The following is a 12,948-nucleotide window of genomic DNA, read 5'->3' as shown; positions in this document are numbered from 1 at the left end:
GCCCTGTCCTTGGAGGGCCGGGCGCCGTAGGTGTCGAAGAAGGCCGTGTTGTGGCCCGCGATACCCGCCGGGATGATCGAGTACAGCGGGGCGCCGCCGCGCCGCAGGCCGAGGCCGCGCCCGCCGGTCACTGGCACAAGCCCACCGACAAGGGCGCCCGCGGCCTGCGCTTCACGTCGGTCGAGCCGAACACCGACGACGTCGTGACCATCCCCGAGGGGTACGGCCAGAACATCGTCATCCGCTGGGGCGAGCCCATCCTGCGCGGCGCCCCCGCCTTCGACCCGGAGAAGCAGTCCGCCAAGGCCCAGGCCGGTCAGTTCGGGTACAACTGTGACTTCCTCGCGCTGCTGCCGCTGCCCGGCGAGCGCGGCCGCCAGGTCCTCGTGGCCAACCACGAGTACACCGACGAGATCCTGATGTTCCGCGGCTACGACGCGGCCAACCCGACCAAGGAGCAGGTCGAGATCGCCTGGGCCGCGCACGGCCTGTCCGCGGTCGTCGTCGAGGAGGAGCGCCGTACCGGCAAGCTCACCCCCGTCTCCCGCCACCCGCTCAACCGGCGCGTCACCGCGACCACCGAGTTCCGCATCACCGGCCCCGCCGCCGGCTCCGACCTCCTGAAGACCTCCGCCGACCCGACCGGCCGCAAGGCCTTCGGCACGCTCAACAACTGCGCCGGCGGCGTCACCCCGTGGGGCACCACGCTGCACGGCGAGGAGAACTTCAACCAGTACTTCGCCAACGCCACCCGCGCCACGGACAAGCGCTACGGCATCGGCACCGGCGCCACCGAGCGCAAGTGGGAGCGGTTCGACAAGCGCTTCGACGTCGCGCAGGAGCCGAACGAGGTGCACCGCTTCGGATACGTCGTCGAACTGGACCCGTACGACCCCGACTCCAAGCCGCGCAAGCACACCGGGCTCGGCCGCTTCAAGCACGAGGGCGCCACCGTGCGGCTGACCGACGACGGCCGGCCGGTCGTGTACTCCGGTGACGACGAGCGGTTCGACTACTTCTACAAGTTCGTCGGCAGCAAGCGGATGATGAAGGGGAACTCCCGCGCCGCGCGTGAGCACAACCTCTCGCTGCTGGACGAGGGCACCCTTTACGTCGCCAAGCTCACCGGTGACTCCCCGGCGATCGAGATCGACGGCACCGGCAAGCTCCCGGAGGACGGCGAGTTCGACGGCAGCGGCGAGTGGATCCCGCTGGCCACGGCCACGTCGCGCGGTGCCGTGTCCCACGTCGAGGGCATGACCGCCGAGGAGGTGTACGTCTTCACGCGCCTCGCCGGTGACAAGGTCGGCGCGACGAAGATGGACCGGCCCGAGGACATCGAGCCCAGCCCGCACACCGGCAAGGTGTACGTCGCCCTCACCAACAACACCAACCGCGGTGTCGGCACGAACGCCAAGGCGGACGAGGCCAACCCCCGCAACGCCAACAAGCACGGGCACATCCTGGAGCTGACCGAGCGCTGGAACCGGGCCGACGCCACCCGCTTCGCCTGGTCGCTGTTCCTCGTCGCCGGTGACCCGGAGGACCCGGCCACCTACTTCGCCGGGTTCCCGAAGGACGACGTCAGCCCGATCTCCTGCCCGGACAACGTGGCCTTCGACTCGTACGGCAACCTCTGGATCTCCACGGACGGCGCGCAGCTCGGCTCGCACGACGGCCTCTTCGGTGTCGCCACGCGCGGTGACCGGCGCGGTGAGCTGAAGCAGTTCCTGACGGTGCCCAAGGGTGCGGAGACCTGCGGCCCGCTCGTCCAGGACCGGCGGGTCCTGGTTGCGGTGCAGCACCCGGGCGAGCTCGACGGGGCGACCGCCGAGAAGCCGCTGAGCGCCTGGCCCGACGGACCCGGCAAGATGAACCGTCCCGCGGTGGTGGCCGTATGGCGCAAGGACGGGGGCGACATCGGCATCTGAGCGGCCCGGACGGCTGGGCGGTGCTAGGTCAGCGGTGACGCGATCGCCCGCGCCGCCGCGACCTCCTGCCGCAGCGGCTCCAGGACGCTGCCCGCCGGGCCCGTGAGGTCCGAGCGGACCGGGACGAGGGTGTCCACCTCGCGCAGACCCGCGGAGAGTTCCCGCAGCTGCCGGGCCACCTGGTCGACCTCTGCCTGCGACGGCGGTGCGGATCCGTGCTTGATGCGGACCCGTGCCGCCGTCGTCGCGTCCACCATGCGTTCCACGGCGACGACCAGCGGCCACCAGGCGGCTGCGCGCCGACCGGTCGGCGGTGGTTCGGTCAGGGCGCGCTGGAACTCCGTACGGATGCCGGACAGGTCGCGGTACAGCCGGCGGCGCATCCGCGCGCGGGCCCCGGGGTCTGCCGTGGCGGCGAAGGCCGTCTCGACGTAGGCGGCCGTGTCCGCCACGGCGTCGGCGAGGCGGGCGCCGACCCGGGTGTGCCAGCTCTCCGGCCACAGCAGGTACCCGGCGATCAGCGCGATCGCGCAGCCCATGAGGGAGTCGACGAGGCGGGGCAGCAGCAGTGCGGTGCCCTCCTGGTTGAGGATGTCGGAGAGCAGCAGGATCACCGGCGTGATGGCGGCGGTCTGGAAGCCGTACCCGCGCGGGGTGAGCGCCGGGATCAGCGGGGCGAGCACCAGCATGACCGGTACGTCCCACCAGCCGCGCGGCACCTCGGAGAGCACCCCCGCGGCGACGACCAGCCCGGCGACCGTGCCGAGCGCGCGCAGCAGGGCGCGGGAGAAGACCGAGCCGAAGTCGGGCTTGAGGACGAAGGTGATGGTCAGGGCGACCCAGTACGAGCGCGGGACGGAGATGATCGACACCAGGGCCTGGGCGATGCCGATGCACAGGGCAAGGCGCAGGCCGTAGCGCCAGGAGCCGGCGGACAGCAGCATGCTGCGGGTGGCGCGGGCGGTGCGGATGCCGAGAGCGGCGGGGCGGCCGAGCCGGTCCTCCAGACCGCTCGGGTCGATGTCCGGGGCGGTGACGACCGAGGCGGCGTGCCGCAGGGCGTGGTCGATGGCGCGGCCGGTCTCGGTGGTCGGGGGCGGCAGGTGGAGCGTGAGGGGCTCGGTGCGGCCGCCGCGCACCGCGTCGGCGAGGGAGCGGACGGCCGCCGGGATCTCGGCGGGCAGCGGGCTGCCGCTGAGGTGGACGGCGGGGGCGGCCTCCAGCATTGGGGTGACGGCGTTCAACTGGGCGATCACCCGGGTCAGTTCCGGGCTGCGGCCGTGGTGGCGGGCGCGGTGGGACAGCACCAGGTCGTACGCGTTGTTCATGGCGTCGGTGACGGTGTGCCGGGCGTCGTCGTAGGCCACCTCCGACCGGCCCGCGCAGGTGGTGAGCAGGTTCGCGACGCCGTCGTAGGTGCCGGCGACCGCCAGCCGTTCGGGGACGCCGGCGCGCAGCGGCCAGGCGATCAGGGCGAGGAGCAGGACGAGCAGCCCGCCGCCGCCGATGAGCAGGGCAGGCGCCCACCAGGGGCCCGGCATGGGCAGGCCCGCCCCGACGACGCAGTTCAGCAACAGGAGCAGGCCCGAGACGGAGGCGACCGCGCCGATCGTCGAGATCATTCCGGAGACCAGCGCGATGCCGGTGACGGCGGCGACGGCGACCCAGCCGTGCCCGTACACGAGGGTGCCGAAGGTGACGCCGGCGGCGCCGAAGAGCTGTGGCACGGCGATGTTGAGCACCCGCATCCGGTACGCGGCGGCGGTGTCGCTGATGACGCCGTTCAGGGCGCCCATGGCGGCGAGCGCCCCGTAGCCGGGACGGTCGAAGGCCAGTCCGACCGCCAGCGGCAGCGCGAGCGCGACGGCCGCCCGGGCGACGGCGGGCCGGTTGACCGGCGCCTGCTGCGCCCGGAGATTCCGCACCAGCCAGTCGGGCGGAGTGAGACTGACGGGGAACTCACGGGCCATGTGCCCATTATGTCCGCTCACCCCGGCCCCGGTGGGAGGCGTTTGCGCAGGTGGAGCACAGACCGGACGTGATCCGAAGCCGACGCGCCCGCGTCGGGCGTCGTCAGGCTTGGGCTCGTGTCGGTTACTGGGGGGTGGGAGCGGGCGTCCCCGGGGACGGGGGACGTCGTAGGCGATGGCCGTAGCGGCCGGTGAGCCAGGTGGTCAGGGCCACCGCGAGGCCGAGGGTGACGAGCAGCCAGGACGCGGTGCGCAGGGTGGCGGTGAGGGCGTCGTAGACCGCGCCGGCGGCGGGGCGGGAGACCGAAGCGGGCAGGTCGGACAGGGTGAGCCGGCGGCCGACCGCCACGGCCGCGGCGAGCAGGGCGCCGCCCAGGGCCGTGCCGAGGGCGGTGGCGGTGATCGCGCGGCGGCGACAGGTCGCGACGGTGATGCCCGCGACGGCGAAGGCGACGGCCGCGATCGGGAGCCACAGGGCGGCGACTTCCAGCACGTCGTACCCCTTTCGGAGCCGGTCCAGGTCGCCGGGCGCGAGGACCGCGACCGCGGTGTGGCGGACCGGGATGCGGCGGGCCAACGGCAGGTTCTCGTCGGCCAACTGGTCCTTGATGCGGGTGGTCACGGGAGCGAGGTCGACGGTGACCGGGTCGGTGCGCGGTCGGTCGTCGTCGCGCAGGGCGTGCAGCACGGCGTCGTGCACGGCCCGGTTCGCCGCGTCCCAGCCGGCCCGGAAGGCGTCGGTCTGCGTGAACGAGCGCACCGCGTCGCGCACGAACGGGCCCATCACGCCCTGCGTCCCGTCGATCCGGTCCGCCACCTCGTCACCGACGGTGTCGGCGACCGCGTCCCGCACGGCCGGGTCACCGGCCAGTGGCGCCATCGTGCGGACGTATCTGCCGGTGTCGGCGAGGCCGTACGTCGCCCAGGCGGACAGCGCGCTCAGCGGCACGAACAGGCAGCACAGGGCGATCAGCGCCGCGGACAGGGCGCCGCGAAGCCGGAGGGCGCGTGCATGTGCTGGCCTGGGAGACACCCTCTCAGACAACGGCCCGGGGCCGGGCGATGCGAGCGCTGTGGCTGCGATCGGGTGTACGTGGCCTCTGCCCTCCGGTGGAGGGTTGCGCCGAACGGGTGTTTCCTGGAGAGGAAGGTTTCAGGGACCTCGTCGGACGACCGGGGCGCGCTGCCTGTCGTCCGGTGAGTGGAGGGATGAGGGAAAGTGTGGACCCCGGCCACCATGCCGGGGTCCACACGAGTCAGCCTCCCGACGCGTACGTCACGAACGCCGACCAGGCCTCCGGCCGGAGGGCGAGGCGGGGGCCGTCGGTCTGCTTGGAGTCTCGGACGTGGATGGTGCGGGGCTGTGTCGCGATCTCGACGCAGGACTCGCCGTCGGTGCCGCCGCTGTAGCTGCTCTTGAACCACGCCAGTTCGGAGGCGTACCCGGCGGAGGCCTTGCGCATCATGTCTCTCCCAGCAGTTTCTCGATGAAGGCCAACGACTCCCTCGGCGGGAGGGCCTGCGCCCGGATGGTGCCCAATCGCAACTCGAGGATGCGGAGCTGCCTCGGGTCGGAGACAGGCCGCCCGTTGAACTTACCGTCGGAGCGCCCCACCGCCGTGCCGTCCGGGAACTTCAGCAACTCGATCCTGCCGTCCAACCCAGGATGCGGTTCGGTGTTCGTCGGCATGACCTGAAGCGAGACGTTGTTCAACCGCCCCATCTCCAACAGATGTTCGAGCTGCTGTCGCCATGCCATTGTGCCCCCGACCTCTCGCCTTAGCGGCGCCTCTTCCAGGACGAAGTGCACCGACGGGGCCGGGTCGCGCTCGAAGACCGACTGCCGGGCCAGACGAGCCGCCACCATGCGTTCCACGTCGTCCGGCGAGTACGGCGGTTGCGCCGCCCCGATCACGGCCCGCGCGTGCTCCGGCGTCTGCAACAACCCGGCGACGACGTTGCACTCGTACCCCCCGATCTCGACCGCCCTCGCCTCCAGCTTCCCCAGTTCCCGCACCTTCTTCGGGTACCGAACCTTTTTCACGTCCTCCCAGGCCGCGGCGATCAGCCCGCCCGCCCCCAGCACCTCGTCCGCCTTGTCCAGGTACTCCTGGCGGGGAATCCGCTTCCCGCCCTCGATCTTGTAGACCAGGTCCTCCCCGTACCCGACCGCCGTCCCGAACTCGGCCGCCCGCATCCCCACCGCCTCCCGCCGCAGCTTCAGCTGGCGCCCGACGGTGGCGATGACCGCGACTCCCCACTCGTCGTCCGGGTCCACCTCCCAACCGGGCTCGTCCGCCTCGGTCCTGAGCTCGACCGTCATCCCGCACCCCTCCGTCGTACCGCTGCCGTGCGGCAGGCCCTACCCCTACGAACCGTCCCGACAGCCCGGACAGCACCGGACAACTCCCGGACAGTAACCGTACGCATTCACTGAGTCACTTCCCGCGGTGGATACCCACGGCCACGCTGAGTGACGTGAACCGGAAATCCGCCGAACTCGACACCCCCGTCCGCAACTTCAGCGTGCAGCTGTCCTCCACACCACGCGGCGCCCGCCTCGCCCGGCTGCTCGCGGTCGAGCAACTGCGCTCGTGGGGGGTGCCGTTGGACCCGGGGCGACAGATCGTCGCGGAACTTGCCGTCAACGCCGCGACCCACGGCAAGGTGCGGGGACGTGACTTCCGGCTGACGCTCTACGTCGTCGGCGACATCCTCCGAGTGGAGGTCACGGACACGCGGAGCGAACGGCTCCCGCAGCCCGAGGTGCCCGCCCCGGACGCCGAGTCCGGACGCGGCCTGCTGCTCGTCGGGGCGCTGGCCGACCGTTGGGGCGTGGCCGAGGGCCGCTTCCCGCGCAAGACCGTCTGGGCCGAACTGCGTGTCGAGGCACCGCAACCCGTCCGCTCGCGCTCCGGTGCCGCCGGCGCCTTTTCCCAAGGAACGTGAGGGAGAAAGAACCCCACCGAGCCCCACCCCTCCCGCCCGCCGCGCACGCTCACCCGGGCGAGTGAACATCACCGGCCGGGCTGGATTTCGCGCTCCCCAACTCCCTTACGCTCAGCGCAAACAACCGCAGACATGCGACGGCCCCCGCCGGGACTGGCATCCCAGTGCGAGGGCCTGACCACCAAGGAAGAAAGCCGCTTCCCGATGGATACGCAGCACCCTAGCGTGCCCCCGCACGCCCAGCCCCGCGTTGCCGAGAACAAGCACCCGCACCGGCGAGTGCCGCACTCCGGCGGCCTCACGCACGACCACACCCGCCACGCCACCCGGTTCACGGTGATCGGCAACCACCTGACCCAGCACGCGGATCTCTCCCTCCTCGCGATCGGGCTGGCCTGCCACATCCAGTCCCTCCCGACCGGTGCACGCGTCGACATCAAGTCCCTCGCCGCCCGTTTCCCCGAGGGCGCGACCCGGATCGCCGCCGCCCTGCGTGAGCTGGAGACCCACGGCTACCTGCGCCGCGTCCGCGAACGGACCCCCGCCGGCCGGATCGTCACCCGCACGATCTCCTGCAACCAGCCCGGCGCCCGCCCGGGCCCCGGCGCCGCACACCCCGCGACCCGCAAACGGCCGACCGGCCGCAAGGCCCTGCCCGCCGTACCCCAGCCGGTCACGCCCTCCCCGGCCCTCCTCCAGACCGCCACCGACCTCCTCGCCGGCCTCCGCCGCCACGACCCGGGTCTGCTTCTCTCGGCCTGCGACACGGCCCACCTCGCTCCCGGCGTCGCCGCCTGGCTGGAACGCGAAGTGACCCCCGGCGCCGTACGTCACGCCCTCACGTCCGACCTTCCGCCCGAAGGCCTGCGCCGCCCCGCCGCCCTCCTGGCGCACCGCCTCACCGCGCACCTACCGCCCCCGCCCCCGTTCCGCGCCCCCGCCCGACCGCACGAAGCCGTGCGTCACCCCCTTCGGACCTGCGACAGCTGCGACCGAGCCTTCCGCGCCGCCGCACCCGGCCGCTGCCGCGACTGCCGGACCCATGTCGAGGAGGCCCGCCTAGCATGAAGGCGACGATCCTTGCCCGCGGGCACAGACGACGAGGAGCGAGCGCCATGACCATCGCCCCGGACGACGCGCAGCAGGGCGCCTCCCACCTGTACCGGGCCATGCGGGACTTCCTCCAGTCCATGGACGACACCCTCCCGGGCAAGTTCGAGATCACCAAGGAAGGCATCGTCCACGACATGATGGCGCCCATCGGACCCCACGAGCTGACCACGCTGCACCTTCGGAGGCGCCTTGAGAAGGTCATGCCGGAAGACCTGGTCGCTCACACGGGAACACCGGATGTCGAGGCCGAACCCGAAGGCATCATGCGCCACCCCGACATCATGGTGATCGCCTGGGCGGACATGGAGGTCCCGGGCTCCTTCGACCCACGGACACTCATCGCCGCCATCGAGGTCGTCTCCCGCTCCAACCCGGACAACGACTGGGTGAGCAAGGTGCGCGACTACCCCCTGATCGGCATCCCCGTCTACGCGATCTTCGACCCCCGCACCGGCGAGGGCGCCGTCCTCACCGACATCCACGACACTCCCGACGGCCCCCGTTACGCCACCCGCAAGGAGTTCGTGTACGGCGAGGACGTCACCGTCGCCGACTGGACGATCCCGACGGACGACCTGCCGCGATACGGCTAGGCCGTTCTCTCGTGGGTGTAGTAGCGGTAGAACAGCGTGACCAGGACGGCCCCGGCGACCACCACCGACATCATGGCCGAGCGCAGGACGCTGTAGCCGGTCTGGCTGTACAGGAAGCCGAACGCGATGCCCATGAAGGCCGCCCAGATCAGTGCGTGCGCCCCGCGGTGCAGGCGCTTGGCGATCTCGCGGACGCCGATGTAGGCCAGGACGAAGACGAGCGCGGTGAGGAACCCGAACAGCAGGTTCCAGCCGGTGATGGGGCCGGCGTCGCGCCGGTTGGCCGCGGCCCAGTAGCCGTAGACGAGGCCCAGGCCGATCGGTACGGCCCAGCGGGCGATCATGTGCGTGCGCGCGCTGAAGATGTCGGGCAGGCCGGTGGTGGGTGCGCCGGGCGCGGGTGCCGCGTGAGCCATGGGTGCACTCCTCTCTCCTCGCCCCCGCCTTCCAGAGCACACCGCGGCGGGGCGGGCGGCAAGTCGGCCGGGCGCGGGGCAACGGATGCGCACGGCACGGGAGCGTGTTTCGCTGTGGTGCATGACCAGGCCCGCGACCGGGGGCGGCCGGCAGAGCCTGCTCGTCCGGTACCCCCGTGCCGGGCGCCGGGAGGCCCTGCACCGGCACCAGATGCTGCGGGTGCGCGGCCGCAGCATCGCCTGGGTGCCGCCGTTGCTGCTGCTGTTCGGGATCTCGGTGGTGGACGCCGTCACGCCCGGGGACTTCCGGATCATCTCCTGGATCGTGCTGGTCCCCGGTATCGCCGCCGCGCTCTGCGGGGCGTGGGGCACGGCCGTGTTCGGGGTGCTGTCGCTGCTGGCGTACGCGATCGTGGACAGCGCCTGGCCCGACGAGTTCCGGGCCGGGCTGCCCGACTTCATCCTGGTCGCGCTGGGCGGCCTGCTGGCCGCGGCGGCGTGCGTGGTCCGGATCCGCGGCGAGGAGCACCTGCTGCGCATGCGGGGCATCGCCGAGACGATCCGCCGCACCGTGCTGCGCCCGCTGCCCGCCGAGTGGGGTGGTCTCTCGCACGCCGGGGTGTACCTGGCCGCCGACACCGACGCCCGGGTGGGCGGCGACTTCTACGACATCCAGCCCGGCCCGCACGGCACCCGGGTCCTCGTCGGGGACGTACAGGGCAAGGGACTCGGCGCGGTCGAGGCGGCGGCGGCCCTGCTGGGCACCTTCCGCGAGGCCGGCTACCACGAGCCGGACCTGGCCACCGTCGCCGAGCGCATGGCGGTACGCATCCGGCGGCACCGGGACCACATCGCCGCCCTCGGCCGCTCGGACAACGACCGCTTCGCCACCGCTCTCCTGCTCGGCTTCCCGCACGGCGCGTCGGACACGGTGGACGTCGTCAACTTCGGGCACGATCCGCCCCTCATCGCCGGCCCTCGCGGCGTCCGTACCCTGCCCACGACCGGCGGCCTCCCCCTCGGCCTCGGCGATCTCGTCCCGCCGGGCGTGCCCACCCTGCCCCCGGTCCGCCGGTTCCCCTTCGCCGCCGACGAGACCCTCCTGATGACCACGGACGGCGTCACCGAGGCCCGGTCACCGGACGGCGCGTTCTACCCGCTGACCGTCGAGGTGACCCGCGCGCTCACCGCGGACCCGCGCACCGCCCGCCCCAGGCGGCTCGTGGCCCTCGTACGGGACGGGGTGCTGCGCCACTCCCGGGGACATCTGGCGGACGACACGACGGTGTTCGCGGTGCGCAGGCTCTGACGGGGGCGTTCGACGCGGATTTCCGCGCGCGAACGGGCGGGCGTCCACCGTCCCGGCCCCGGCGGCCGGCACAGCGGTTACGGTGCTGAGGTACGTGATCGACAGGGAGGGACCATGACGGGGACCGTGTTGCTGGTGGCCGCCTCGCCCGTGGGGAAGGGGCGGCTGGTGGACGCGGCGACGGTGCTTCCCGTGCTGGCGGCCGTCCCGCCCGGGGTGCTGGCGGGCGCGGACACCGCGAACGTCGTCGAACTGGCCGACCCGGTGGAGCCGCAGGCCGTGCTGACGCGGCTGCGGGCGGCCGCCGGGACGGTGGGCCCGCTGACCGTGTTCGTCACCGGGCAGATCCTGCTCGACCGGCGCCAGCGGCTGCCGCATCTGGCGCTGGCGCGGACGACGCCGGCCACCGCCCGCTACACGGGCTTGCCCTGGCACTGGCTCCGCGAGGAGCTGCGGCTGCGCGCGCCGGGCGCCACGACGCTGTTCCTCGATCTGCACGCCGACGCGGAGAGCTGGGAGCACCTGCGCGGCACGCCCCTCGACTCCGGGCACACCTGCGCCGTGTACGGGCGGATCGCGCCGCCGCCGCAGCGGCGTACCGTCGCCGACCCGTCGTACATGAAGGCCGTCGCGACGATCCTGCGCAGCGGGCACCGGCCGCCCGTGGAGCGTTTGCACCAGCAGGCGCTCGGGCGGACCACCGGGCACCCCGGCATGGTGCTCACCGCGCGGCCGCCCGGTGCGAGCGATCCGCACGCCGCCATCACCGCCGCCGTACAGGCCGGCCGCCACACCGATGCCGACGGGCTGGCCGCCCGCTGGGAGCAGGCCGCCGTGCGGGCGCACGGCGCAGCCTCCGAGGAGGCGCTGCACTGGACGGAGGTGCGCGCGGACCTGGCGATGTTCGCGGGTGACGCGGTCCGCAGCTGCCGTACCTGGCTGGCGGTGGCGTCGGCGCGGCTGGCCGCCGGGCAGGCGCATGACGCGCCCGCCGTCGAGGCGGCCGTCGACCGTGCCCACCACCAGTGGGGCGAGATCCGCGACCCGGTGCGGGCCCGCGAGATCGGGCCGGCCCTCGCCGACCTGCGCGGCCGGGTGCCGGGCCGGCGGATGGGCGCGCTGGACCACGTGCAGCGGCAGCTGCGGCAGCTCCAGACGCAGAGCTGAAAAGGCGCCACCGGCGTCCGGGCCCTCCCCAGGAAGCAACTGCGGTGCCATGATGGTGAGTTATGGCTGACGGGGACGGAGTGGCCAGGCGAGTCATCCGCGTACGGTTGGACGACACAGCGACCGAGAGCGACATCGGGGCGCTGCGCAAATGGCTGGAGCGGGAACAAGGCCTCGACGAGATGGTGCGGGCGGGCCGGCTCCGGATCCATGAGCGGCGCCGCACCGACGAGGCCGGCGCGCCCATGGGCGTCGGCATGGAGATCGTGGTCGCGCTGGTCAGCGCCGCCGCGACGGTCGGCTTCAACCAGCTGGTGGCGCAGGTCGGCCGGGCCGTGGAGGCCTGGCGGGCCAACCGGCGCGAGGTGGAGGACGGCGATCCGCCCGAGGGCCGCGTGGACCCCGTGGACCTCGACGGGTAGGCCGGTGACCCGTTTCGACCCGCGGGGGAGGGTGAACCGGGCACTGCTGGTGGGTGTCTCCACGTACGACTTCACGGAGCCGCCCCACGGTGTGCCCGGCGGCCTCCCGGCCGTCGAGCACAATCTGGACCGTCTTCAGGACACCCTCGCCCGGGGCGGGGTCTTCGGCGCGGACGACATCACCGTGGAACGCTCGCCCTCGCTGGACGACTTCGACCGCGCGCTGCGCACGGCCGCCGAGGAGGCCGAGGGGCTGCTCCTGCTGTACTTCGCCGGGCACGGCGCCATCCCCAGCGCGGGCGACGAGCTGTTCCTGCAGATGCGCAACGCGAGCGTGATCGCGGGCGGGCACGCCGTCTTCCCCGGCGCGGAGATGTTCACGACCGTGCTGACCTGGCTGGCCAGCAGCCCCGCCGAGCGGATCGTGGTGATCCTCGACTGCTGCTTCGCGGGCAACGCGGCCTGGATCTGGGAGCACTTCCGCGACAAGCGGCGCGTGCTGCTGCTGATGAGCGTGCAGGCCAACCACCGCACCGACGCGGGGGACGGCGGCACGCCCACGCCGTTCACCGGGGAGCTGCTGCACCTCCTCGACGCGCCCGGTGAACTGGGCTTCCGGGACGTCTCGGACGCGCTGCGCAAGCGCATGACCGAGGGGCCTCACGCGACGCTGCGCGGGGAGCCGTGGACGCCGCAGAGCCGGGCGGAGCACGACGAGGACGTGCTGGTGTCGGCGCGGGACGCGGGGGTCGGCGCGGGGGCGCCCGCCTCCGGTGACGGTGGCGCACCGTGGCCTGCGCAGCCGCCTGGGCACCGGCCGGAGCCGTCGCACGGGTGGGGTGGCGGGCCGTCGGTTCCGGGGAGCCCGGATGCCGGACAACGGTCGGCGTCGCCGCCGTCCCGGCAGCAGCGTGGGCACCAGGGCCGGGATGGTGGGCCGCCCGTTCCGGGGCATCCGGGTGGCGGACAGCCGTCCCCGTCGCCTCCGCGCGGGGCGCACGGGCGGAGCGGAGGGCGCCCGACCCCGGGGCCGAACGGCCCCGTACGGCCGGAGGCGAAGCGGCCGCGACCCCCGCAC

General features: G+C 73.2%; 12 protein-coding genes and 1 pseudogene. 8 read left to right on the top strand and 5 right to left on the bottom strand.

Translation table 11 applies throughout. The annotated features are described in order from the left end of the window. Positions 1-92: 92 nt before the first annotated feature. A pseudogene (locus AB0O67_RS32845) lies at positions 93-1,931 on the top strand (PhoX family protein); the annotation flags it as partial. A gap of 23 nt (positions 1,932-1,954) precedes the next feature. Here AB0O67_RS32845 and AB0O67_RS32840 read toward each other — a convergent pair. From AB0O67_RS32840 to AB0O67_RS32825, 4 genes are all read right to left on the bottom strand, one after another. Next, positions 1,955-3,901, bottom strand: a complete 1,947-nt coding sequence (locus AB0O67_RS32840) for an FUSC family protein (RefSeq protein ID WP_365458212.1) — start codon at positions 3,899-3,901, stop codon at positions 1,955-1,957. A gap of 124 nt (positions 3,902-4,025) precedes the next feature. After that, the gene (locus AB0O67_RS32835) at positions 4,026-4,934 is read right to left on the bottom strand and encodes a hypothetical protein (protein ID WP_365458209.1); all 909 of its coding nucleotides are present in this window, start codon (positions 4,932-4,934) and stop codon (positions 4,026-4,028) included. Positions 4,935-5,157: 223 nt separating this feature from the next. Next, complete coding sequence (locus tag AB0O67_RS32830; protein ID WP_365458206.1) at positions 5,158-5,367, bottom strand: DUF397 domain-containing protein; 210 nt, start codon at positions 5,365-5,367, stop codon at positions 5,158-5,160. Then, positions 5,364-6,224, bottom strand: coding sequence for a helix-turn-helix transcriptional regulator (locus AB0O67_RS32825; protein ID WP_365458203.1), 861 nt, complete (start codon positions 6,222-6,224; stop codon positions 5,364-5,366). Before AB0O67_RS32825 ends, AB0O67_RS32830 begins: the two co-directional genes overlap by 4 nt. 155 nt (positions 6,225-6,379) lie before the next feature. Here AB0O67_RS32825 and AB0O67_RS32820 point away from each other — a divergent pair, with 155 nt between their 5' ends. From AB0O67_RS32820 to AB0O67_RS32810, 3 genes are all read left to right on the top strand, one after another. Beyond that, positions 6,380-6,850 carry an ATP-binding protein gene (locus AB0O67_RS32820; RefSeq protein WP_365458200.1) on the top strand — a complete coding sequence of 157 codons (471 nt, stop codon included), beginning with the start codon at positions 6,380-6,382 and terminating at the stop codon, positions 6,848-6,850. A gap of 204 nt (positions 6,851-7,054) precedes the next feature. Next, on the top strand, positions 7,055-7,918 hold the full coding sequence (locus AB0O67_RS32815) for a helix-turn-helix domain-containing protein (RefSeq protein WP_365458197.1): 864 nt from the start codon (positions 7,055-7,057) through the stop codon (positions 7,916-7,918). Positions 7,919-7,965: 47 nt separating this feature from the next. Further along, a complete protein-coding gene (locus AB0O67_RS32810; protein ID WP_365458194.1) occupies positions 7,966-8,556 on the top strand; it encodes a Uma2 family endonuclease in 591 nt (196 codons plus the stop codon). Here the strand turns inward: AB0O67_RS32810 and AB0O67_RS32805 are convergent. Continuing rightward, positions 8,553-8,972, bottom strand: coding sequence for a hypothetical protein (locus AB0O67_RS32805; protein WP_365458191.1), 420 nt, complete (start codon positions 8,970-8,972; stop codon positions 8,553-8,555). The genes AB0O67_RS32810 and AB0O67_RS32805 overlap by 4 nt on opposite strands. A 121-nt stretch (positions 8,973-9,093) precedes the next feature. On the opposite strand from AB0O67_RS32805, the gene AB0O67_RS32800 reads away from it, so the two are divergent. From AB0O67_RS32800 to AB0O67_RS32785, 4 genes are all read left to right on the top strand, one after another. After that, positions 9,094-10,281 carry a PP2C family protein-serine/threonine phosphatase gene (locus AB0O67_RS32800; RefSeq protein WP_365458188.1) on the top strand — a complete coding sequence of 396 codons (1,188 nt, stop codon included), beginning with the start codon at positions 9,094-9,096 and terminating at the stop codon, positions 10,279-10,281. Positions 10,282-10,395: 114 nt separating this feature from the next. Then, complete coding sequence (locus tag AB0O67_RS32795) at positions 10,396-11,448, top strand: hypothetical protein (RefSeq protein WP_365458185.1); 1,053 nt, start codon at positions 10,396-10,398, stop codon at positions 11,446-11,448. Positions 11,449-11,510: 62 nt separating this feature from the next. Further along, on the top strand, positions 11,511-11,870 hold the full coding sequence (locus AB0O67_RS32790) for a hypothetical protein (RefSeq protein ID WP_365458182.1): 360 nt from the start codon (positions 11,511-11,513) through the stop codon (positions 11,868-11,870). A 4-nt stretch (positions 11,871-11,874) separates the two neighbouring features. Then, positions 11,875-12,948: caspase family protein (locus AB0O67_RS32785; protein WP_365458179.1), on the top strand; the 1,074-nt coding region annotated here is incomplete at its 3' end.

Source organism: Streptomyces sp. NPDC086077 (assembly GCF_040686175.1).
GTDB lineage: Bacteria > Actinomycetota > Actinomycetes > Streptomycetales > Streptomycetaceae > Streptomyces.
This window is presented reverse-complemented; position numbering and strand designations above follow the sequence as displayed.